Here is a 24892-nt window from a genome sequence, read left to right on the forward strand (position 1 = left end):
TTTATCAACAAATCAGGAGTTAAACATAGTTATACTCCTGATTCGCATAATTAACAAAATCAATACCGCCTGGCGGTAAGCTCGGCAATCTTCACTACCACCTTCATGGCTTTCTCTATAGACTGTATGGGCACAAACTCGTAACGCCCGTGGAAGTTCAAGCCGCCGGCAAAGAGGTTTGGACAGGGCAGGCCTTTAAACGAGAGCTGGGCGCCATCCGTACCTCCGCGGATAGCTTTCACTTTCGGCTCCACACCTGCCTCCTGCATGGCAGCAAAAGCGATATCAATGATGTGCATCAGCGGCTCTACCTGCTGGCGCATGTTGTAGTATTGGTCTTTCACCTCTACCGTTACCGTACCCGCTCCGTATTTTTCGTTCAGCTTGTCGGCACACACTTTCATCAGCGCCTTGCGTGCCTCAAATTTCACACGGTCATGGTCGCGGATAATGTACGAAACCGTAGTATGTTCCACCTCTCCTTCCATACCTATCAGGTGGAAGAAACCTTCGTAGCCTTCGGTCGTGGCAGGAGTTTCGGCATCAGGGAGCAAGGACACGAACTCGTTTGCTACCAGCAACGAATTGACCATCTTGCCTTTGGCATATCCAGGATGCACGTTCAGACCTTTTACCTGCACCTTTGCCGAAGCCGCATTGAAATTCTCAAACTCCAGCTCACCCACTTCGCCTCCGTCCATCGTGTATGCCCATTTGCATCCGAACTTCTCCACATCGAACTTGTGCGCTCCCAGTCCAATTTCCTCGTCAGGATTGAAACCGATGCGGATTTTTCCATGCTTGATTTCGGGATGCTCCTTCAGATAAGCCATTGCCCCTACGATTTCGGCAATGCCTGCCTTATCATCGGCTCCCAGCAGGGTTCGCCCGTCAGTCACTATCAAGTCCTCGCCTATATGGTCGAGCAATTCGGGAAACTGTCCGGGTGACAACACGATACCTTCTTCCTCACACAAGGGTATATCCTGACCTTGGTAATCGGCCACAATGCGCGGACGTACATCCGCACCCGACATATCGGGACTGGTATCCATGTGAGCGATGAAACCAATGGTAGGGATATCACGGTCCACATTAGCCGGAAGGGTAGCAAAAAGGTAACCGTTCTCGTCGAGTGAGATTTCCTCCAGCCCTAATGCTTCCAATTCCGATTGCAAATATTTGGCGAACACCATCTGTCCGGGAGTGCTGGGTGTCACACCGGCATTCTCGTCCGACTGAGTGTCGAAAGAAACGTACTTCAAAAAACGTTCTATTACTGTCATAATCTTTTAAGTTAAATTTTTAGCAATGATTAGTGATGTAAAAGTAGAAAATAGCCGGCATACCGCCAAACATACGAAGTTAAAAAGCTATACCGAGAGCATTAAAAAGCCATACAAGACCACAAACTTAATTAAGTTCTTCTAATTTTAAGCCTCCAAGTGCCCAAGTTTTTATACCTTTGCGACTGATAACATTTTGAATATGAAAAAACTGATTACACTCTGCATCCTGTGCTTGACGGCATCGCTCGGCTTTACCCAAGAGACGGACACCCTCCGGCTTCCTGCCGACACGCTTTCCCCGCCAATGACTCTGAGCAAGAAAGAACTGCACCGCCAGAAGGTAGCACGACGAAACTTCCATTACAATATATTGGGAGGACCCAGCTTCAGCCCCGACTTCGGATTTCTGGTAGGCGGAAGTGCACTGATGACGTTCCGCATGAATCCCAAAGACACTACCATGCGCCGCTCAGTACTCCCCTTTGCCATGGCATTCATCTTCAAAGGCGGACTGAATATCCAAGTAAAGCCCCAACTGTTTTTCAAGAACGACCGCTTCCGCATCTTCGGACAATTCACTTACAAAAACACGCAAGAGAACTTCTACGGCGTGGGCTATTCTACCAACAAAAATTACGAGCGGAGTGACAGTACCAGCCAATACCGCTACAGCGGTGTGCAGATAAACCCCTGGTTTCTGTTCCGCATCAAGGAGACCGACTGGTTTATCGGCCCGCAAATCGACCTGAACTACGACAAGATAAGCAGTCCGGCAAAGCATTTGGCACACCAAGCAGATTACGTGCGCGCCGGAGGTAACGAATCGGGCTACAAGAACTTCAGCTCGGGCATCGGCTTCCTCGTCACCTACGACACGCGTGACATTCCTGCCAACCCTTACCGAGGGCTGTACTTCGACATCCGTGGACTGCTGTACCAGAAATGGCTGGGAAGTGACAACGATTTCTACCGCTTCGAGCTGGATTACCGCCAATACAAGTCGGTAGGCGAACGGAAAGTACTCGCCTGGACGGTACAGACCAAGAACGTATTCGGCAACAACATTCCACTGAACAAATACGTGCTGAGCGGTACACCGTTCGACCTGCGCGGATACTACATGGGGCAATACCGCGACAAGAGCGGCCACGTGGCACTGGTGGAATACCGCCAGATGTTCAACACCGACCGCAGCAACTGGCTGAAGCGCATCGTCCACCACTTGGGCTTCGTAGCCTGGGGAGGAGCCGGATTCATGGGTCCTAATCCGGTGAAGATAGAAGGCGTGTTGCCCAACGCCGGCTTGGGCCTGCGCATCGAAGTGCAGCCGCGCATGAACGTCCGCCTCGACTTCGGGCGCAACTTCATCAACCGCCAGAACCTGTTCTATTTCAACATGACAGAAGCGTTCTGATCCGTCGATAAGTAATCAATAATATACGACAAGTTCTGAAAACACAGATTTTCGCGGATTAACGCAGATTTGGCAGGTAATTATAGCCACTCGGAAATATGCAACTATATCCGTCCGTGTGTGCATATATATGTCCCCCGTATCCATTATAGTTGCATCACAACGGTAATGACAATGACAACAGACAATTGACAACTACTCCGGCTTAGAATAATTGTCAATTATCCATTGCCAATTGGTGAGAAAAGGGAAATCAGAAGCGACTCGAACCGTCGAAGCAATGCGTGCAGACCTTGCACTTAGGCAAGCCTATGGCGTTTATCAGCGTCTCCAGCGTATTGAATTTCAACGATGTGAGACCAAATCGCGCACGGATACGTTCTACCAGTTCATTGTACTCGGGTGAGCCAGTAGTGGCATAGCGGTCTAATTTCGCATTGCCGTCACCCTCTATCTCTTCGATAATGCGGCGAGTAATCAGTTCCATGTCGCTCTTCGACGAGGTAAAGGCGATGAACGGACAGCCGTAAATCAGCGGCGGGCAGGCGATACGCATGTGGATTTCCTTGGCACCATAGTCGTAGAGGATTTTCACGTTGTCGCGCAACTGGGTGCCACGCACGATGGAGTCATCGCAGAACAACACCCGTTTGCCTTGCAGCATGGCACGGTTGGGGATAAGTTTCATTTTTGCCACCAGCGAGCGCATCTCCTGGTTACTGGGTGTGAAGCTGCGCGGCCAGGTAGGAGTGTACTTGGCAATGCCACGGTGATAAGGTACGCCTTTGCCCTCGGCATAGCCCAACGCCATGCCTACACCCGAATCGGGAATGCCGCAGGCGCAGTCCACTTCCGACTCATCGGTACGTCCCATCTCGTAACCGCTCTTGAAGCGCACTTCTTCTACGTTGCGCCCCTCGTAGCACGACACGGGGAAGCCGTAATACACCCACAGAAAGGAGCATACCTGCATCTCCTCGTTGGGCTTGCGCAGCTGCTCTACGCCTCCGGCACGCACACGGACTATCTCGCCCGGTCCCACGTAGCCGGTTATCTCGAAATCAAGGTTGGGCAGGCTGCACGACTCACTGGTCACGGCATACGCGCCCTCTTTCTTTCCGATGATGATGGGCGTCCGTCCCAGCCGGTCACGGGCGGCGATGATACCATCCTCGGTAAGAAGCAGCATCGAGCACGAGCCTTTCACCTTGGCATATACGTTTTCAATGCCCTCGACGAAATTTTTTCCTTGCACGATGAGCAATGCCACCAGCTCGGTAGGGTTGGTTTTCCCCATACTCATTTCGGCAAAGTGCATATTGGCATCCAGCAATTCTTTCTCCAGTTCGGAGATATTATTGATTTTGGCGACCGTCACTATCGCAAACCGTCCCAGATGTGAATTAATCATAATGGGTTGTGGGTCGGTATCACTGATAACGCCGATACCCGATTTGCCCTTAAACTTTGATAACTCCGACTCGAATTTGGTACGGAAGTACGAATTGTCTATACTATGAATCGACCTTGCGAAACCCGATGTTTCATCGTAAGTAGCCATCCCTGCACGTTTGGTTCCCAAGTGCGAATTGTAATCCGTACCGTAAAACAAATCGGTCACACATTCAGCCATAGAGACTGTTCCGAAAAAACCACCCATTTTTGCTATGTTAAGTTGTTAAAATTGTAAAGTAAGTAAATCGCCTGCAAAATTACAGAAAAGTACCGAAAAAACAGCTGGCGGAAAGAGAATTTTCCTTCCAGCCAGCTTCTGTATGTTTAGCGGTCGAGCTCACGCAGCCATTTCTCCAGCTCACCGGTCCATTGGCGTTTGTAAGGGAAGCTGTCGCGGAATCCCCAGCCGTGTCCGCCGACGGGATAGGTGTGCAGACTTGCCGAGACACCGTTTTTCACCAGTGCCGTATAATAGTTCACGCTGTTGGCTACGGGTACGGCACCGTCATCGCTGCTGTGCATGATGAATGCCTGAGGAGTTTCGGGTGTGACTTGCAGTTCGTTCGAGTACTTTTGTTCGAGTTCTTTTGAAGGATTCTTTCCTAACAGGTTGTCGTGAGAACCCATGTGGGTGTAAGCAGGATCCATCGTAATGACTGGATAGAACAGAATCTGGAAGTCGGGACGTGTCTCTGCGTCTGTGAAATGGGTTGCGGCGGTGCTTGCCAGATGTCCGCCTGCCGAGGCGCCCATGATGCCCAGCTTTTGGATGTTCCATTCTTTTGCATGCTGGCGCATGATGCGGAGTGCCTGTTGGGCATCGCTCAGGGGGACTTCATTGTTTCCGTTAGGCATACGGTAGGTCAGTACGGCGTATGTAATGCCTTGGCTGTTGAACCAGTTTGCCATATCATGCCCTTCGTGGTTCATGGCGAGATGACTGTATCCACCTCCCGGGCACATCACGATGGCAAGTCCGTTGCTTTCTTTAGCGGGATAGACTTCGATGGTCGGTTCTGCTACATAGAGCGGACCTTTTTCCACTTGGCTGGTCATGCCGTTGTCATTGGGCGCGCCGTTTTGCCACAACTTGATTTTGACAGGTTCCTGCGCCGCAAGCAGCGTAGAAACAAAGAGTAAACTCATTAATGCTAACTTTTTCATGGTGTTTTATTTTTTTATTAGGTGACTAGGTACTAGGGACTAGGTGACTAGGCTTTGAATAGTTTTGCTAATGGTATCAAAAACCTAGTACCTAGTACCTTGTCATCTAGTCAACTTTATTGATGTTCATACTCGCTTTTACTAAATATATAATAAGGAGTGCGTATGCAATGAGCGATACTACTTGGCTCATCGGGTTTTCCAGCCACACTTCGTTCACCAGGTTAATACCTCCGAAACGCATCGCGGCACTTATCACACCCATCAGTGCACCGCCGGCTATGAAGCCCGAAGCCAGTAAAGTGCCCTTTTCTCCACGCGCCGCATTGACCGCTTCGTCCTTGCTACGGGTGGTGACGTACCAGTTGATGGCACCGCCTACAATAAGCGGCAGGTTCAGCTCCAAGGGGATAAACATACCTAAGGCAAAGGCAAGTGCCGGGACTTTGAAATAAGTCAGCACCAATGCCAGTGCGGCACCGATACCATAGAGCAGCCACGGAGCTGACACACCGTTCATCAGCGGGTCGATAACGGCAGCCATGGCATTGGCTTGCGGTGCGGCAAGTGCACCCGAAGAGAATCCGTAGGTCTTGTTCAATATCATGATAACACCGCCTACGGTAGCAGCCGATACCAGCGTGCCCAGGAATTTCCACGTCTGTTGCTTGGCGGGCGTGCTTCCCAGCCAATAGCCGATTTTCAGGTCGGTAATGAAGCCGCCTGCCATCGAGAGGGCGGTACATACCACGCCTCCCATAACCAATGCCGCAACCATGCCCGTAGCACCTTTCAGCCCTACGGCAACCATCACCACCGATGCCAGAATCAGGGTCATCAGTGTCATGCCCGATACGGGATTGGTACCCACGATGGCAATGGCATTGGCAGCTACCGTGGTGAACAGGAACGAGATGCCTGCCACGAGGATGATTGCTACAATGGTGTGCAGCAAATTGCCTTGCATCACATCGAAATAGAAGAACAGCGCCACAAGGATAATGGTGACAATCGACCCGATGGCGATGATTTTCATCGACAAGTCTTTCTGTGTGCGCACCACGCCGGCGTCTGCCTTCTTGCCTTTCATCTCTTTGGCGGCAAGCCCTACGGCACTCTTGATGATGCTCCACGAGCGCACGATGCCGATAATGCCCGCCATGGCGATGCCTCCGATGCCGATACTCTTGGCATATTCGGCGAAGATGGTTTCGGGCGACATCGAGCCTACGGTCTGCGTGATAGCCGGATTCCAGGCATTCAATACCTGGTCGCCCCACAGCATTGCGATGCCCGGCACGATGATAATCCATACGGCGAGCGAGCCGGCGCAGATAATGGCGGCATATTTCAACCCTACGATATACCCCAGCCCCAAGACCGCTGCTCCGGTATTGATTTTAAGCACCAGCTTCGCCCTGTCGGCAATCGTCTCGCCCCAGCCGCATACGCGGGTGGTGAAGTTCTCGTTCCACCACCCGAAGGTAGCTACGATAAAGTCGTACAGACCGCCGATGAGTCCGGCAAAGAGCAACGGTTTCGCCTGGCTTCCTCCCTTTTCGCCCGAAATCAGCACCTGCGTGCTGGCGGTGGCTTCGGGAAAAGGATATTCGCCGTGCTTCTCGCTTACGAAATACTTGCGGAAAGGAATGAGAAACAGGATACCAAGGATACCTCCCAGCAAAGAGCTGATGAACATCTGGAAAAAGTCGACCGTCATTTCCGGATACTTGTCCTGAAGAATGTAAAGTGCCGGAAGGGTGAAGATGGCTCCGGCTACGATAACGCCCGAACATGCCCCGATGGACTGGATGATGACGTTTTCGCCCAATGCGCTTTTACGCTTGGCGGCTCCAGACACTCCCACGGCAATGATGGCGATGGGGATGGCGGCTTCGAATACCTGTCCCACTTTCAACCCCAAGTATGCCGCTGCTGCCGAGAAGAGTATTGCCATGGCAATGCCCCACGTCACCGACCAGGCATTTACTTCGGGATAATTCTTGTCGGGCGACATCAGGGGGTGGTATTGTTCGCCCGGTTTCAGTGGACGGAACGCGTTTTCGGGCAGTCCCGTCGGTTTTTCATCTGTTTCTTTCATGTTGTGTTATTATTTTTAGTTTCAATTTATCTTTTCGTGCCAGATAAAGCCTTATGCATCGTTCCCGGTGTGATATAAACTGTCAGCTATTAATTATTAATTGTTAATTGTTAATTATTAATTATAACCTATCTTGCGATGTACTTCCCCATCCCTTCGGTGTAGTAGATGTCCGTCTTTCCGTCGTCTTTGCTATAGATAAAGTATGCGTCCAGCTCGGGATGGGCATGGCAGACGGCTTTGGCAGAGTCCAGCCCCAATACCATGAAGGCGGTGGCGTAAGCATCTGCCTTGGCACAATTGTCGGCGATGACCGTAGCCGAGAGGATGTTGTGCTGTATCGGGTAGCCTGTACGCGGGTCGATGGTATGGGCGTATTTCTTGCCGTCCTTGTAATAGAAGTTGCGGTAGTTGCCCGAAGTGGCAAGCCCTACGCCGCTCACCTGCAATACGGTCTGCAACTCCTGGTTCACTGCCAGCGAGTCGTCTATGGGCTTGTTGATGCCGATGCGCCACGGTTTCATCTGCGCGTTTTCACCTTTCATCACCAATTCTCCCCCGATGTCTACCATATAGTTGCGTATGCCTTTCCGGTCCAGCAGGCGTGCCACACAGTCTACACCGAAGCCTTTGGCAATGGCACTGCAGTCCAGCATCGTGCGCGGGTCGTTCTTGACAATCCTTCCGTTTTCCAGCTTCACCTTATCGTATCCGACGAATTGGCGCAAGCTGTCGATGGTAGCCGAATCTACTTGCGATGCATTCTTGAACCCGAATCCCCAGGCATTCACCAGCGGAGCAACGGTAATGTCGAACGCGCCGTGTGTCTCTTCCGATACCTGCAGGGCAAGGCGGTACACATAGTCGAACAGGGAGTCGGTCTGCATATCCGTATTGTCGTTGATGCGCGTAATGACCGATGCCTTGTTGAAAGGCGAAAGCGAACGGTCTACCCGTTGCAGCTCGGCTTCTATCTCGGCTTTCAGGTTCTCTTTCGACTGGTAAGTGATTTTATACATCGTACCGAACACCAGCCCCTGGTCGGTCTGGTAAGGTGCCTGCTTGCGCAATATCCATACGGTACCCACGACGAGCAGCAGCAGGAAAGGGATTTGCCATTTCAGTCCGTTTTTTTTCTTCATATCGTTGTGATTAGTTTATGAATGTGTCAGTTTAAAACGCAGATTTACGCAGATTTCGCAGATTATTTTTAATATTGATTAAATCTGCGCGAATCTGCGAAAATCTGCGTTTCCTTATATCGTTTAATTTTGTATACATATTGTCATTCTCCATTTTCTAACCGAGTAAGTGTTCGCAAAGTATCTTTACGCCGATACCTATCAATACCAGCCCGCCGAACAATTCCATCCGCAAGTTGAAGCGTTTCCCGAAAAAGATGCCGATAAGGCTTCCTGCCAGCGAGAGGACGAACGAGGCAAGTCCGATGGCAACGAGCGGAAGAAGCAGGCTCTGTAGCTCCTTGAATCCGGTGAAGGCAAACGAGATGCCCACCGCCAGTGCATCAATGCTGGTAGCGATGGCAAGGGTGATGATGACCTTCAGCCGGGTAGGATCGAAGCTGTGTTCTTCGCTGTCCTTGAAATGCTCGCGTATCATGCGGATGCCTAAAAAAGCGAGCAGCCCGAAGGCTATCCAATGGTCGTAAGCCTCGATGAGGTGGCTGAAATGGCTTGCCCCAAGCCAGCCCAGCAAAGGCATCAAAGCCTGAAAGAAGCCGAAAAAGAACGCCATCGTCAGAAACGTATTCCACCGGATGCGCCGTAATATGATGCCGCTGGTGACGGACACCGTGAAGCAATCGATGGCGAGGCTCACGGCAAGCAAAAGAATTGCGAATATACCCATTTGTGTCAGTTATTAGTTAGTTGACAAGGTGACGAGTTAACAAGGTGACGAGGTTTCAGATACTTTGGTTAACTATTCAAGACCTTGTCACCTTGTCTCCTTGTCACCTTGTTCCCTTAAAACGGAAGATTATAAATCAAGTTATACGTCAGGTTGAAGCTGCTGCTGGCGTTCTTGCCAAAGCCGGGCACGTACCAGGGGACTGAGTTCTCGTGATTGTCGATGCTCATGCGCATCTTGTAGCGCACCGCCCATCCCATGTGGAAACGTTTGTAAATCCTTACCTTGATGCCTACCACACCTTCCAGCCAGCTTGCCTTGCTTTTCATGCCCGAATACGAAAAAGGCACCGTAGTCCCTCCATAATTGGGGTCAGTCATGTCAGGTCCGCTCACGTCGTAGGTGAACGAACTCATGCCGTAACGCAGGCCCACATACAGATAACCGGGCAGGTAAGGCTTCAGGTAGAACACGTTATAGTCCATGCCTATCCGGAAATAAGGTGCCGATGTCTTGTAGTGCATGTCGTTGGCATCATTGACGACATCGGTTTTCCCGTAGCCTATTTCGAGGGTAGGCAAAAAACGGTTCTTCAGGTTACTTTGCAATAAAATTTCGCTGCTCATGATGTCTCCTCCCAGCAGGTAGCCGCCTATGCCGGCTATTTCCACGCCGATAGAGCTTCCCTGATAGAACGGGGAAGCCTTGTAGTCTGCCTTTAGCTGCTCCTTGTCTTTCTTTTGTGCCCATGACGGGGCAGGGAACAGAAAGAGAAGGCTACTGCTCAACACCAGAAACAGTGAAATAGATGCGGATATTTTCTTTCTCATTGTTGTCGATATTCGGGTTAGTGATGGTGATAGAGTCGAGCCTGTGGTGGGTGTGCGCCGTGCCGGTGATTTCGTAGAACATCATGCTTCCGCAATCCAGGTTGGTGAAATACGGGATGTTCCGGTGGTCAATCCGGATGGTGTCGCGTCCCACATAACCGACATCCAGCGCGTGATAGATAAAGACAAACTGGGTGTAGGCATCGTAGCTCAAAGGAAGGCTGAAGCTGCTTGCCGCCGCCTCCTGATTGATAAGCGTGTCAGATACAAGTGTATCAGAAGAAGTGGTCTGACCTACGATAGTGATGGTGTCAGAAGTATTGAATGTCCGTCCGTTTTGGTCTACCAGCGAAAAATGCAGGTACGACAAGGCGTTGGGCGGGCAGTTTTCCACTTCACAGCCTGGAACCAACAGTCCTGCTAACGCCAATATGCAGAATATGACCGGTAGTCTTTTCATCGTTACAGTTCTTTTTCGATTTGATACTTGTTTCGTTCGGGAGCGTTGCGGGCTATCAGTTCGCCGATGAATCCGGCAAGGAACAATTGCGTGCCGATAACCATCGTGGTCAGCGCCAGGTAGAAGTACGGGCTTTCGGTCACCAGCCGGTACGGATTTCCGCAATACATGTCGTGCAGCTTGTTGAATCCGATAACAGCCACCGATATGAATCCCAACAAAAACATAATAGAACCCAGAAAGCCGAAGATGTGCATCGGCTTCACCCCGAAAGTGGAAAGAAACCATAACGTAAGCAGGTCGAGGTAACCGTTTACGAAGCGGTTCAGCCCGAATTTGGTCTTTCCGTACTTACGTGCCTGATGATGCACCACCTTTTCACCGATTCTGGCAAATCCTGCATTTTTTGCCAGGTACGGGATATACCGGTGCATTTCGCCATACACTTCGATGTTCTTCACCACTTCACGCCGGTATGCCTTCAGCCCGCAGTTGAAATCGTGCAGGTTGTGTATGCCCGACACCGCCCGTGCCGTTGCATTGAAAAGCTTGGTGGGTATGGTTTTCGAGAGCGGGTCATAGCGTTTCTGTTTCCAGCCCGAAACCAGGTCATACCCGTCCTCCGTAATCATCCGATATAGTTCCGGAATTTCGTCGGGACTGTCTTGCAGGTCGGCATCCATGGTAATGACCACATCGCCTTCTGCCCGTTCGAACCCACAGTACAGGGCGGGCGACTTCCCGTAATTACGGCGGAACTTGATGCCTTTCACCTCCGGATTGTTTTTGCTCAGTTCCTCAATGACATTCCACGAGCGGTCGGTGCTTCCGTCATTGACGAAGATGATTTCATACGAAAAATGATTGGCATCCATTACCCGTTTTATCCATGCATGCAGTTCGGGCAACGACTCGGCTTCATTATATAAAGGGATGACTACTGATATGTCCATAATACTGATTTTTATTTTTTATATTTCATAACTAACAAGCCTGTAGGCAAGGCAAGCAAAATGCCATAGAATACATTCTGCGTAATGAGTTGAAAAGTGAGTTGAATGGGACTCAGGGAAGCTATCGTATCAAAAGCAAGCATAAGCTGGTCTATGGAAGTTGCCAGTTCACCTTGAAGCATAGCCTTTGCCTCGTTCAGCTGTTGCCTGTACATGTCAAACAAGAATCCTTGGTCGATAAACCGGAAGTAAAGATAGTGCCCTACCGCCGCCAGCATGGCCGCAAAGACATACATGCATACGGTAAAGATGAAAGCACGGAAAAACGGAATGGTTCCGTTGCAATATGTATTCCGGAATTTGCGTGCATACAAGTATCCCAATATGGGGACAAACAGCGTACCCAATATAAAAAGGAGTTGCAGCAAGGGAATTTTAAACCCTAATGGAAGAAAAATGAATTTGATAATCCAAAAGATTCCCATATAGGTTCCGAATCTCATTGCATGCTCTTGAATACCGATTGGTCTGTCTGGTGTCATTTTCTTTACTTTAAATAGATTAAAAGAGTATACCCTCCGTAACGGATAACTTTATTTGCGTACAAAAGTACGTTTTTTGTACTTATTCAGCGTAATAAAAGCATGAAAAATGACGTCTCTTCATTTTTTTCTGCATTTTTTTCAGAAGACGTATTGCATATTCAGAAAAAATACCTACCTTTGCACCCGCAATCAAGAAATATCGCGCCGATAGTTCAGGGATTGCAAGATTTTTGAAATACGGGTAAGTCCCATACGGCCAGCTCCCTTCGAATCCTCCAGGGCTTGATCGCAGCAAAGGTAGTTGGTTGTAGCGGCGCGATATGGTAAGCTTACCCACCTGCCTCTTTAGCTCAGTTGGCCAGAGCACGTGATTTGTAATCTCGGGGTCGTTGGTTCGAATCCGACAAGAGGCTCGAAAAAAGGTTGCTTTCTGTAAAAGGAAGCAACCTTTTCTTTTAGGAACTGTTTTGAATTTATCGTGCGATGATTCTCACCACAGAGGACACAGATTTAATGTGTCAATGAATAATAGGGCAATGTGCCAATTTATTTTCACATTAGCATATTGTTTATTGACCTATTCTTCTGTGGCACTCTGTGGCCTCTGTAGTGAATAGTTATATAATAAACAGGTTACTCATTCCGGCAATTCCACCACTCCCAGCTTCTTCTTCCCGTTCATCTTTGCCGTAAGCGGCTTGTCGAAATGCACCCAACGGATAAATTTCGTCTCTTCCACAGCAGGCATGGCATCCAGCAATTCCTGATTGAACACCCCGTCGCCGCAATAAGCATTGATGGTAAAATAGCCTACCCCGAATGACGTGAGATTCTGGAAGAAATGCGTACCCTGGCTAGGGTCGACACGGTAATTGGTGAGACCAGCCTCAACGATAATACGTGCCGCCGAAATATTGGGCCACTTCACAGGAATACCCAGCCAGGTATCACTGCTTCCCCACCTGCCCGGACCTACCAGGACATAGTGCTTGCCTTCGTCAAGGAAACGCCGGTTCAGTTTCTCGATATCATAGGCTATCAGCTGGTTGTTCGAAGCCGAATAACCTTCCGTCTTCACATAAATCACATCTTGCATATCATCTATCACACCCTGCCCCAACGCATTCTCGCTTTTCAGCAACAAACGCTCTCTGGGGATGGCTTCCAGGTCTTCGTTGAAATCGGCTTTCATATCCACCATCGGACGGATTTGAAGCAAATAAAAAGTGCCGGACTTCTCTTGGGCGTTCAGGTTAACGGCAAACTCAATCTCTACCGGACGGCGCATTTCACCCTGACCATACTTCTGTACCAGCTGAAGAATACGTGCCAAAGGAAACACATCGTGCTGAAGAATATTGGCAAAGGTAATCACCTTGCGCCCGCCAGGATAAATACCGTCGCGGATAACCATATCATAAGGGTCGTAAGTAGAAGCGATGTATGTCAGCGAACCGTCTGCCTCGGCTTCCTTCACCGGCAGCTTCAAGAGATTGAACCCGTCATCCAGCGAAAAGTCGTGTCCCAGGTTCTTCAGGTCAAGGGCATAAAAGCGGGTCTGTGTCTCGCGAAGCGCCATCTCCAGCTCACTGGTCTGCAACACCTTATCAGGGTGATACGGACACACACGCAGGGTCAATCCGCCGTCGACGATGTATTTGCCCAAGCCCAATGCCAGGCTGACAGTACCTTCTTCGGCAAGTTCGTCATTGATAGGATAATAATTGACCGAACGTGCCACGCCCGATATGGCAGGATAGTAACGGTCGCCGTATTGCGTACCCACTACCTCCTGCAGGATTACCGCCATCTTTTCCTCGTCGATAACGTTGCTGGTAGCCTGCATATACGCCTTGCTGTCTTTATAGAACACCGAAGCATATACACCTTTTATCGCATCGCTCAGCATCCGCAGGCGTTCGTACTTGTCATCCATATACGGAATCATATAAGTAGAATAGATACCGGCAAAAGGCTGATAGTGAGAGTCTTCCAGCAAGCTGGACGAACGGATGGCTATCGGCGCCTTCACCACATCGAAGAAAGCGAAAAAGTCCTCTACCAGGTTATCGGGCAGCTTCGCACGCAGAAAGGCACGCAATATCACTTCGTCATCCGCTTCGCTCAGGGCTATCTGGTAGAGCTGGTTGGTTTCCATAAACTCGTCGAATATATCCGTACAGAGCACCACCGTCTTCGGAATGGCTATCGTGGCATTCTCAAACTCTTCAAACTCGGGATGACGCTTTACCATGTTGTCGATAAAGGCAAGTCCGCGCCCCTTTCCTCCCAACGAACCGTCACCGATGCGGGCAAAGTGCGAATAGCGGTCGAACCTGTCGCGCTGGAATACCGCTACGACACCCTGGTTTTTCATCTTACGGTATTTCACAATGGCTTCGAAGATAATCTGCCGGTGGGCATCAATGTCTTGCAACGACTCCCACGTAATCTGCTTCAGGAACTCTGCCACGGGAAATATAGCACGCGAATACAACCAGCGGGACACGTGATTACGCCCGATATGATACAGCAGCGAGTCGGCGGGGATAGAGAAAATGGCGTTCTGCAAATCTTTCAAGTTATGCACCCGCGCCACTTCCTCCTTGGTCTTCGGGTCACGGAACACAAAATCACCGAAGCCGAAATGCTCAGACACAGCCTGCCGCAAGTCCAGATTCATCTTCTTGGAATTCTTGTCGACAAACTGGGCATGAATGTGGGTGGCAAACTCCCGGTTCGAAGCTTCCGACGATTGCAAAATCAAAGGGATAAACGGACTCCGGCTACGCACCTCGGTAAGAAAGCGGATGCCTGCCTGCGGGTCAATCTTCCCTTCTCGAGGGAAACGTGCATCGGAAACAATCCCCAAGGTATTGTTCTGATAACGGGTATAAAGGTCAAACGCCTCCTCATAAGTGCGTGCCAATACAATCTTAGGACGCCCGCGCATGCGCAAGGTACGCTGGTGCTCGTTCAGCGCCTCCGTTGCAAACTCCTGGCTTTGGCGCAACACAAACTTGTAAAGGTTAGGCAATACCGACGAATAAAACCGTATGGAGTCTTCTACCAGCAGAATCATCTGCACACCCACCTCCTTGACATCATGCTCCAGATTCATCTTGTCCTCTATCAGCTTGATGATAGACACCAGCAGGTCGGTATTCCCCAGCCAGCAGAACACGTATTCAAAGACACTCAGGTCTTCGTGCTCCATCCGCTCGCGGATGCCGTGCGAGAACGGGGTCAGGACCACCAGCGGAATATGCGGATATTTCTCCTTGATTTGCCTGCCGATGTCAAACGTATCACTATTATCGGTGCCGGGCATACAGATGACCAGCTCGAAACGGGTGTTTTCCAACTGCTTCCAGGCATCTTCCTCGGTAGACACCTGCGTGAAACGCGGCGGATAACGAAGGCTCAGGTTCATATACTCGATAAAGATTTTCTCATCGATGCGCCCGTCGTCTTCCAGCATGAAAGCATCATACGGATTGGCAACCAGAAGTACATTAAAGATACGTTTCGTCATCAGGTTGACAAACTGGGTATCCTTGAAATAGAGTTGGTTTAATTTTAACTTATTGAGCATAGCTATCGGATTTAAGCTTGATTTCTCAAACAAATTTCGGGATTTCTCTTGATTTATGCAACTTATCGGCGTACAAACTTTACCTGCCGCCAATGACCTGCCACACGGCTTTTAACTTTTTATCAGTTTTACAGATAAATTCATACAGAATTATTTGGTTTATCCGTTTAAAATCCTACCTTTGCATAAAGAAACATTTCATTTTGTCAGACCTTAAAGATAAATAGTTATGGACATCAACCGAATCATGTCATCGCTGGAGGCCAAGCATCCCGGTGAATCTGAGTATTTGCAAGCCGTAAAAGAGGTATTGATTTCTATCGAAGATATTTACAACCAGCATCCCGAGTTCGAAAAGGTATCGCTCATCGAGCGGCTGGTAGAACCCGACCGCATCATCACATTCCGTGTGCCGTGGGTAGACGACAAAGGCAAAGTGCAAGTCAACCTGGGCTATCGCGTCCAATTCAACAATGCCATCGGTCCTTACAAAGGCGGCATCCGTTTCCACGCATCAGTCAACTTGTCTATCCTGAAATTCTTAGGATTCGAACAAACATTCAAAAACGCCCTTACCACCTTGCCCATGGGTGGCGCCAAAGGCGGTTCCGACTTCTCACCGCGCGGCAAGAGCGAAGCCGAGATCATGCGCTTCTGCCAAGCCTTTATGCTGGAGCTTTACCACCATCTGGGTCCCGACATGGATGTGCCTGCCGGCGACATCGGCGTAGGCGGACGCGAGGTTGGATACATGTTCGGCATGTACAAGAAACTGACACACGAATTTACCGGCACCTTTACAGGCAAAGGACTTGAATATGGCGGTTCGCTTATCCGTCCCGAAGCCACAGGTTTCGGCGGACTGTACTTCGTAAAACACATGCTCGACAAGAAAGGCATCGACATCAAGGGCAAAACCATCGCCGTATCAGGTTTCGGCAACGTAGCATGGGGAGCCGTAACGAAAGCCAACCAGTTAGGAGCTAAGGTAGTCACCCTGTCCGGTCCCGACGGATATATTTACGACCCCGACGGAGTAAGCGGTGAAAAGATAGACTACATGCTCGAACTCCGCGCTTCGGGAAACGATGTGGTAGCACCCTATGCCGAAAAATATCCGGGCGCAACCTTCTATCCGGGACGCCGTCCGTGGGAAGTAAAGGTAGATATCGCACTTCCTTGCGCCACTCAGAACGAATTAAATGGCGAAGACGCTTGTAATTTGATAAAAAATTCCGTTCTTTGTGTCGGAGAAATTTCCAACATGGGTTGCACACCCGAAGCCATCGATGCATTCATCGAAAACAAGGTGATGTATGCACCGGGAAAAGCCGTCAATGCAGGAGGTGTAGCGACCTCGGGACTCGAAATGAGCCAGAACGCCATGCACATCAGCTGGACCGCACAGGAAGTAGACGACAAGTTGCATCAGATTATGCACAACATCCACGAACAATGTGTGAAGTACGGCACCGAGCCTGACGGTTACATCAATTATGTAAAAGGTGCCAACATTGCCGGATTCATGAAAGTGGCACACGCCATGATGGCACAAGGAATTGTATAAAACAGGACGTTTTATAATAATATCTCGTTTAGTTGTATTTGTATTTTGTATTGTAGCTGCGCTGCTCGCCTGTGAAGGTAAGCAGCGCTTTTTGCTGTAGGGGCGTATCGCATACGCCCTGAATACATCCACATGGATAAGTGGACACATTCCGAAGGCGCATCAAAATAACATTCGATTATCCCAAAGCAATGTCCTCCTGCCCCTAAAATATACCCCATCTGATTGCAGTATATCTTCATCTGCGGTTGAAGTATATATTCATTCGCGGTTGAAGTATATATTCATCCGCGGTTGAAGTATATCTTACTTTCCAGAGCAATATTCCTGCCTCTGAAACCGATACAAATATACTGACCGCCAAACTTCCAACCCACCTGCGGACAATAATTTCTTCCAACTCCCTTTTAACTCCCGATTCGCATTATATCAAATAAGGTGTACCTCCTCCACTATGCTACCCTCGCTACAGCACTCCTATAAGAATTTTATTTTATTTTTTTGAAAAAAACAATGAAAACACTTGTTTTTGTAAAGTATTATATCTATGTTTGTGCAGAATTACAGACGACAAGACAAAGTAAATGCGGTTGAGGATATTATCGGGAGGATAGGAATACAAAGATACAACAGGAAAGACGTTTTTGTATTCCTGATACAAGAAAAAAATAAGAAAAATCGATATAATTATGAAACACATTGTTTGTATCCTTCTATTCTTTGTCGGGCTTTCGGTTTCGGCACAGAAAGTGGCTGTGAAGACGAATGTATTGTATGACGCAACCACAACACTAAATCTTGGTGTTGAATTCCGAGTTGCACCAAAATGGACAATCGACCTTTCGGGAAATTACAATCCGTTTGAGTTTAGTGACAACAAGAAGATGAAGCACTGGCTAGTACAGCCGGAAGCACGCTATTGGCTTTGCGAGGCATTCAACGGGCATTTCTTTGCCTTACATGCTTTGGGAGGCGAATTCAATGTAGGCAATATGGATTTAGGTATCTTTCCTTCCACCAAAGGTGCACGCTACGAGGGCGGTATGTATGGAGCCGGAATAGGCTACGGATACCAATTTATCTTGGGAAACCATTGGAATTTAGGATTGGAAATAGGTGCCGGATGGATTCATGCCAACTGGGATAAATACGAATGCCCCCAATGTGGAGAATGGCAAGGGTCGGGCAAGAAAGACTATTTCGGCGTGACAAAAGCTGCCGTTTCTATCATCTATATTATTAAATAAGGAGAAACAAGTCATGAAAAAACAAATTATATCCTTGGCTTTCCTGTTGGCATGTTCGGGAGCCTATAGCCAGACTTCGTATCTGAGAGAGATTTCCATTAATCATTCGAATGTAGAGAAAATAGCCGGCAGGCAAGTAAAAGTGACATTCGATGCCGATTTGTCCGAACTGGACATGAAACGCCAGCAATCACTACGCATAGTTCCGGTACTGATATCCGAAGATGGAAACCAAAAAGTGGAACTGCCTGCATTTATCATCAACGGCAAAGTGCGCGACAAAGCAAATGCCCGTACCAAAGCACTTCATGGAGCAACGCCAAATGCAGACGCATTATTTACTGTACGACGGAAAAACGGAACTGCACAAACTGTCAGCTATGAAACAGCCGTACCTTTTAAACGTTGGATGATAGGAGGCAATCTGCAATTGCATAGCTATACTACAGGGTGCGCCGAATGCAAAGAAGGAAACGAAACCGGTTATTTGGGAAATGTGCTGCCGCCTATGGAAGCCACATACGCCTATCCGTTTATCCAACCCAAAGAAGAGGAAGTAAAACGTCGCTCCGAAACCCGTACGGCACGCTTGCAATTCCGTCAAGGCAGTTCGGCAATTGAAAAACAGTACAAACAAAATGCCAACGAACTGAATGAAGTAAAACAGTCTATCGAATTGGTAAAAGAAAATACAGACCTTACCATTACAGGCATTTACGTCACAGGCTACGCTTCGCCCGAAGGAGGATTCGATTTCAACATGAAACTATCTGAACGCCGCGCGAAAGCGTTTACAGAATATATCAAAGACGATCTTTCCTCTACCGACCCGAAACTGTATCACGTGGATTGGAAAGGCGAGGATTGGGAAGGATTACGTGCCGAACTCAACCGGCATCCCGAAGTACAGGAACGTGCTATTATCATGGATGTAATAAACGGTTGTGATGATGACAAGGATGCATGCGAACAGCAAATACGCAAGACTGTTTCAGCAGAAGCTTACCGTCAACTACTGAATGAAGTCTATCCACCTATCCGACGCAATGAATACCGCATCGAATACAACGTGCGCCATTTCAACTTGGAAGAGGGAAAGAAAATGATTGCTACCCGCCCCGACCTGATGAGCGTCAACGAGATACAACAGGTAGCAGACAGCTATGGCAAAGGTTCGACACGCTATATCGAATGCCTGCAAGCCGGAGCCAAAGCCTATCCTCAGGACATCACAATGCAAAACAATGCTGCATTGGCATTGATAGAAGCCGGACGCACCCAAGAAGCCATCGACTTGCTGAAAAAAGCTCCGCAAGACGCCGCCTTGCAAAACATATTGGGTGTGGCATACATGAAACAAGGCAATACCGAAGATGCCCGTAGCATGTTCCGCCAGGCGGCATCGGCAGGAAACGCACAGGCGCATCAGAACTTAAAAACATTGGAAGCCATAACAGAATATTATGCAGAGTAAAGAATTTTGAATATCCGAAAACATCCCATGTAGGGGCGTATCGCATACTCCCGAATACGTCTACTTATCCATGCGGATATCTTCAAGGCGTATGCAATACGCCCTTACAGCCAATTAGGCAAAATGCGGATATCATTAAAGAATTTATAAGTTTATAAATTTTCAAGTCAAAAATCAACAGAACTTATAAACTTACAAACTCAATAACTTGCAAACTTAAAAACAAAAGAACCAACAAAACAGAATAACTATTAAATTTTAGTGATTATGAAAAAGTTTTATTATTTGGTAGCGGGTATACTGAGTATGGGCATGCTCGCATCATGCAGCAATGAAGAAAATATTGTTGCAGAAAATAATGGTAATCAGCAAGCGAATGCTTATCTGACTTTGACTTTGGTAGGTGCCGATAACGGTGCTTCAAGAACACAGCCGGGGGAAGATGGTACAGATGAAGGTGAACCGGGTGAAAGCCAGATTACTAGTGCTAAGGTTTTGTTATGTGCGAAGGACGGTACAATTTCACAAGCTGTACCTACTTCCAACCTGACAAGTACAGAAGCGGGGGTACAGACCCAGCCTATTGCAGTAACTGAAGGTACATATTATGTATATGTGATAGCTAATCCGGGTACATATACTCCTGCTACTGGTGTTAAAGTAACAGATGTCATTATGGACAATATCGATGCAACCACAATGAACGGCTATTCTACAAACGGTAGATTCATTATGTTCAACGAGTGCAACGGTAAAAATGCTACAACTGGTGCCGAAATCACCGTAACAGCAGCCAACGATTATGACAATCCGGCTACTACAAAAGCTCCGATTAAACTGGACCGCTTGGCAGCCAAGATTACATACAAAGAAGCTGACGCTGTAGATATTTCTGCTGCAAAAAATCAATTAGGCGCATTGGAAAGCATTACTTTCAATGGCTTCAAGTTAGTAAATGGTGTTAAGAAAGTTAATTTGCAACAACATTGGTCTGCTGACACTCCTACAGCTTCAGCTTTTGCCAAAATAAATACTTTATTAACTCCTGCCGCTACTATCGGTACAGATTTCTATAATCAATGGTCGGATTATAGTACGATTACAACGACACCAGCTCAAGGCGGCGGTGAAACTTATACAGAAGTTACGGATGAAGTAAAAGATGCTGAGTGGGAAAAAACCCCACTGTTCTGCATGGAAAACAACAGCGGTTCTACTGCTGAAAATTGTTTTGCTGTAGGTGCAGACCTGCAAGGTAATACAACAGGTGTATTGTTTAAAGCTACAGCGACTTTGAGTGCTGATGCAAGCGACAAGATTGCAGGCGAAAATTGTTTCTATGGATATAACGGACAATATTTTGCATCGCTGGAAGCATTACAGACAGAATATCCGAGCGTATTCGATGATAACAATGACCAAACAGATGCAGCGGCAGAACTGAAAGCAGCACAAGATGAATTGACCGCAGCGGTTGCAGGCACAGAAGAAGATGCAGACGTAAAAACCGTATCTGATTTCCGCGTAAAATACTTAGTTCGCGTATTTGAAGACGGTGTAATGTATTATACACACTACATTGAAGACCAAAATTATACAGCTGCCAATAGTGAAAACAAACAAGTATTGTATAACGCTGTAATGCGTAACACTATCTATGGGTTGACCGTACAGAGTGTGAAGAACATCGGTGATGATGTACCGGGCGGATGGAATCCGGACGTAGATCCTGAAGAACCGATTGATGTACCAAACTATCTGCAAGTAGAATGCGAAGTCAATCCATGGGTACTGAGCAACTACAATGTAACATTGCAATAAAAATACTTTATTCTTAGAAGCAAACAATTTAAAACTAGCAACCTCCTATGTATCCCCCCTCCTTCGGGAGGGGTTTGGGGAGGCTCCTCTTCTGCAAAAGAAGGAAACACCTGCATCCTATGGATGCCACCGGAATAGAAAATAAAGAAGGAAAGAACAGAAACCAATGGATTTAATCTATGTAATCCGTGGTGAAACCTTTCCCACAACATATAAACAGAGAGATAATAACAAAAAAATGATATAACCATGAAAAAGAGTCGAAAAACAGGCATTTATTGGGGACTTCTCAGTACACTTGCAGCCTTGTCACTGACATCGTGCATCAAAGAAGACCGTGATGATTGTGTGACGGAACCACCCGTAACAGAAAGTAGCGTAACGCTACAGTTCCGTTATACCTATAACGTAACCGAAGGCGATGCTTTCGGACGTGAAGCCGACCGCGTGCAAGTATGGGTGTTCGATGAAAACGGAAATTATCTCTCTACACAGCAGGAGGAAAACGAAAACATCAACAATGGCTTTACCATGGATATGTCCGACTTAGCCCCAGGCACGTACACTTTTGTAGCATGGGCACAAGAAACCGATAACCAGGACAATTTATCTAACTTTACTTTTCCTGAGTTGACCGCAGGTACCTCTACACTGACCGATCTTCATGCCCGGCTAAATCGGGAAGAGAACATTTGCCATACTGAACTGAACGGATTGCTATGCGGAACAGTAGAAGGTGAAGTGACAGGTGGTGAAGATGTATTTACGGTCGACATGATGAAATGTACCAACAAGTTGCGTATCATCCTGATGCCTTACCGTGCCGGACAGCAGTTGCAAGCCGAAGATTATCACTTTGTGATTGACGGACACAATGGCTGGTTGGATTATAAAGGAGACACTTACGAAGAAGACCCGCTTGCCTACGAACCTTACCTGCAGGAACTTTCAACAGCAAGCGACTCAGAAACAACGGAAGGCGAAATCAATCATGCCGTAGTAGCAGAGCTGAACACCTCGCGCATGATGTACGACCAGAACCCTCGCCTTCGCATTTTGAATAACGATACGGGCGAAACCTTGCTCGACCTGAACTTGACATGGTTCCTCTCGTTGCAGGCTATCGGCGAACACCGGAGCGAATGGAGCGACCAGGAATACCTCGACCGCCAAGATGAGTTTGCGATGACATTCTTCGTAGACGGCGACACCTTCCTGATGAGCCGCATCATCGTAAACGACTGGGTATTGTCATTAGAAAACGTTGACTTAGAAGGAGGAAAGGACGTATTATGAAACGGAACAGATATATTCATTTATGGGCTGTAGGCTGGATGCTGCTCTTTGTGGCGTCCCTTACGTCCTGCCGCGATGATGATGCAGGCACGCCGCAGGCAAAGATGCGCACCATCAGCCTCAATTTCCCGGCAATCCAGCCTTATACCGCTTCGCGTGCCGATAATGATGTGAATGCGATAGATGGAGAAAGTACTTTCCACACCGCTGACATCTGGGTATTTGATAGTAATAATGCAGATGATAATGCCACCGCAGCCGCCTACAAGCGTATTGAAGATGCCGAACGCTATACCACGGCAAGTGGAGAACTCCGCACGGAACTGACCATTCCCGAAGAGATAACTACGGTAGACATCTATGTGATAACGAATGGTTTGGTTACAGGTTTGGATGCCAATTCCACACGAAGTGCATTGCAGTCCACAACATTTAGTAATAAGCCCAACAATGAAACTTCATCCGAATTGACAAACAATGGTTTGCTGATGAGCCGTATCATTACGGGTATTCCCGTAGCAAAGCTTTCCGGAAGTTATGATGCAAACACACAACTTCCCTTAGAAAGAGGCGTAGCCAAAATTGCCTGTTTCTTTGCCAAGGAAAGCGAAAGCACACAAGCCGAAATCACCAGCATCACTGTTTCGGGTGCAACCGATAGGGGAAGCGTATTCCCGGCGGCTGTGACATTTGAGAATAAAGACACTCGTCCAAGTGCAGCCAATGTGCCGGCAGGAGTAACGAATACGGAAACCGTTCCCATCACTCCTCCGTCTGCTATCCAAGTATTAGCGGAAGATGCCACTTTGGCACGTGGTGACGAAGAAGACGCACAAAACTATGTAACCCGATTGAATCAAATCGCATCTTCTACGAATGATTATTATCTGTTCGAAGCGGATGCTAATGATATGACGGTAACTATCCAATATACATTAGGTACGGCAGAGGTAAAGACTGCAACCGTAAAATTGGATAAAGACGTAATCCGCAACCATTACGTAGTAATAACCGGAACGGTGAAAGGCGGCATCTTAGAGTTGGAATACCTTGCCTTGCAATGGGAAAACGTAAGTTCTGTTATCGGTTGGAATGCAACCCCTATAGTGGCAGCTTGGAATAGTGATGATTATGACGCTCCAAACTTGACGAATGCAACAGTAGGAGACGAAGAGGCAGCTTATTGTTATGTGGTATATCCGAGATATGATAATGATGAACACACTATATTGGAAACTGATGAGTATGACAATACCAAACCCTCTTATGCCGGTTTCTACTTTAAATTAGATGCGCCGGATGGAGCAGTATGGAAAGCTCACTTAGAAGAACCGGATGGAAATCATAATTTCCGTTTCGGGACCGGACAATATCGATTGGAGGATAATGGTCCGTATGAACGGTTTTGTGTAACGACTGGTATCGCCCGTGAAGAACCTTACCAGATTCAGATTACAGCAACCCATGCTTGGACGGATGCAAAATTCAATAATTTGGTCTGGGGCAATCAGGTAGAAGAAAGTGGGGAGGAAATATATGCCGAGTTTTATATTACCGTTTCTTTAGATGGAGTAGAAGAACACGAATTGGTGATTAATCCGAAAAATGTTGCAACCAATACTCATTGGCTAAATGGACGACGTTTTGCCGGAACGGATACCCGGATTTATATCTGGCAGTTCAAAGCCACAAACGGTGATAATTTTACTCAAATTGTGAAGAATATCCTTCAAGATAATCCAACCCATACCATTAGTCAGTTTTGGGATCCGGATTCACCGGCAAATAATGAAAATTAAAAACAATGCGGAA

Annotated in this window: 18 protein-coding genes and 1 tRNA gene; 8 read left to right on the forward strand and 11 right to left on the reverse strand. The window is 47.8% G+C overall.

The annotated features are described in order from the left end of the window. Window positions 1–59: 59 nt before the first annotated feature. Window positions 60–1286, reverse strand: a complete 1227-nt coding sequence (gene pepT, locus B5G04_RS10320) for a peptidase T (protein ID WP_022039638.1) — start codon at window positions 1284–1286, stop codon at window positions 60–62. 202 nt (window positions 1287–1488) lie between these two features. Between pepT and B5G04_RS10325 the strand changes: the two genes are divergently transcribed. Then, the gene (locus B5G04_RS10325) at window positions 1489–2703 is read left to right on the forward strand and encodes a BamA/TamA family outer membrane protein (protein WP_087250116.1); all 1215 of its coding nucleotides are present in this window, start codon (window positions 1489–1491) and stop codon (window positions 2701–2703) included. A gap of 253 nt (window positions 2704–2956) precedes the next feature. On the opposite strand, the gene B5G04_RS10330 is transcribed toward B5G04_RS10325, so the two are convergent. The 9 genes from B5G04_RS10330 to B5G04_RS10370 form a co-directional block, all read right to left on the reverse strand. Beyond that, the gene (locus tag B5G04_RS10330; RefSeq protein ID WP_022039641.1) at window positions 2957–4363 is read right to left on the reverse strand and encodes an amidophosphoribosyltransferase; all 1407 of its coding nucleotides are present in this window, start codon (window positions 4361–4363) and stop codon (window positions 2957–2959) included. 119 nt (window positions 4364–4482) lie between these two features. Then, complete coding sequence (locus B5G04_RS10335; RefSeq protein WP_087250114.1) at window positions 4483–5322, reverse strand: alpha/beta hydrolase; 840 nt, start codon at window positions 5320–5322, stop codon at window positions 4483–4485. Window positions 5323–5428: 106 nt separating this feature from the next. After that, window positions 5429–7423, reverse strand: coding sequence for an oligopeptide transporter, OPT family (locus B5G04_RS10340; RefSeq protein WP_087397033.1), 1995 nt, complete (start codon window positions 7421–7423; stop codon window positions 5429–5431). 128 nt (window positions 7424–7551) lie between these two features. Then, window positions 7552–8565 carry an FAD:protein FMN transferase gene (locus tag B5G04_RS10345; RefSeq protein WP_087397035.1) on the reverse strand — a complete coding sequence of 338 codons (1014 nt, stop codon included), beginning with the start codon at window positions 8563–8565 and terminating at the stop codon, window positions 7552–7554. A gap of 157 nt (window positions 8566–8722) precedes the next feature. After that, complete coding sequence (locus B5G04_RS10350; RefSeq protein ID WP_087397037.1) at window positions 8723–9292, reverse strand: manganese efflux pump MntP family protein; 570 nt, start codon at window positions 9290–9292, stop codon at window positions 8723–8725. Window positions 9293–9408: 116 nt separating this feature from the next. Next, window positions 9409–10122, reverse strand: coding sequence for a DUF6048 family protein (locus B5G04_RS10355; protein WP_087213328.1), 714 nt, complete (start codon window positions 10120–10122; stop codon window positions 9409–9411). Then, window positions 10070–10582 (reverse strand): DUF6452 family protein, encoded by a 513-nt coding sequence (locus tag B5G04_RS10360; RefSeq protein WP_087397039.1) that lies wholly within the window; start codon window positions 10580–10582, stop codon window positions 10070–10072. The genes B5G04_RS10355 and B5G04_RS10360 overlap by 53 nt, the downstream gene beginning before the upstream one ends. Before the next feature lie 2 nt (window positions 10583–10584). Next, complete coding sequence (locus B5G04_RS10365; protein ID WP_087213319.1) at window positions 10585–11535, reverse strand: glycosyltransferase family 2 protein; 951 nt, start codon at window positions 11533–11535, stop codon at window positions 10585–10587. 11 nt (window positions 11536–11546) lie between these two features. Continuing rightward, complete coding sequence (locus B5G04_RS10370; RefSeq protein ID WP_087397041.1) at window positions 11547–12077, reverse strand: DUF4199 domain-containing protein; 531 nt, start codon at window positions 12075–12077, stop codon at window positions 11547–11549. Window positions 12078–12419: 342 nt separating this feature from the next. Between B5G04_RS10370 and B5G04_RS10375 the strand changes: the two genes are divergently transcribed. Further along, window positions 12420–12493, forward strand: a tRNA-Thr gene (locus tag B5G04_RS10375). Window positions 12494–12717: 224 nt separating this feature from the next. Here the strand turns inward: B5G04_RS10375 and B5G04_RS10380 are convergent. Further along, on the reverse strand, window positions 12718–15675 hold the full coding sequence (locus tag B5G04_RS10380) for a PEP/pyruvate-binding domain-containing protein (RefSeq protein WP_087397043.1): 2958 nt from the start codon (window positions 15673–15675) through the stop codon (window positions 12718–12720). Between the two features lie 229 nt (window positions 15676–15904). Here B5G04_RS10380 and gdhA point away from each other — a divergent pair, with 229 nt between their 5' ends. The 6 genes from gdhA to B5G04_RS10410 all read left to right on the forward strand — a co-directional run bounded on the left by gdhA (window position 15905) and on the right by B5G04_RS10410 (window position 24879). Beyond that, the gene (gdhA, locus tag B5G04_RS10385) at window positions 15905–17242 is read left to right on the forward strand and encodes an NADP-specific glutamate dehydrogenase (protein ID WP_022039514.1); all 1338 of its coding nucleotides are present in this window, start codon (window positions 15905–15907) and stop codon (window positions 17240–17242) included. Between the two features lie 689 nt (window positions 17243–17931). After that, on the forward strand, window positions 17932–18489 hold the full coding sequence (locus B5G04_RS10390; protein WP_087397045.1) for a DUF3575 domain-containing protein: 558 nt from the start codon (window positions 17932–17934) through the stop codon (window positions 18487–18489). Between the two features lie 13 nt (window positions 18490–18502). Next, window positions 18503–19963 carry a DUF3868 domain-containing protein gene (locus B5G04_RS10395; RefSeq protein ID WP_087397047.1) on the forward strand — a complete coding sequence of 487 codons (1461 nt, stop codon included), beginning with the start codon at window positions 18503–18505 and terminating at the stop codon, window positions 19961–19963. A 267-nt stretch (window positions 19964–20230) separates the two neighbouring features. Next, window positions 20231–21784: an Mfa1 family fimbria major subunit gene (locus B5G04_RS10400; protein WP_087397049.1), complete on the forward strand. Its 1554-nt coding sequence runs from the start codon at window positions 20231–20233 to the stop codon at window positions 21782–21784. A gap of 249 nt (window positions 21785–22033) precedes the next feature. Beyond that, window positions 22034–23080 (forward strand): FimB/Mfa2 family fimbrial subunit, encoded by a 1047-nt coding sequence (locus tag B5G04_RS10405; protein ID WP_087397051.1) that lies wholly within the window; start codon window positions 22034–22036, stop codon window positions 23078–23080. Further along, a complete protein-coding gene (locus B5G04_RS10410; RefSeq protein WP_087397053.1) occupies window positions 23077–24879 on the forward strand; it encodes a hypothetical protein in 1803 nt (600 codons plus the stop codon). Before B5G04_RS10405 ends, B5G04_RS10410 begins: the two co-directional genes overlap by 4 nt. Window positions 24880–24892: the final 13 nt, after the last annotated feature.

It is taken from the genome of Bacteroides sp. An51A (assembly GCF_002161565.1).
Lineage (GTDB): Bacteria > Bacteroidota > Bacteroidia > Bacteroidales > Bacteroidaceae > Phocaeicola > Phocaeicola intestinalis.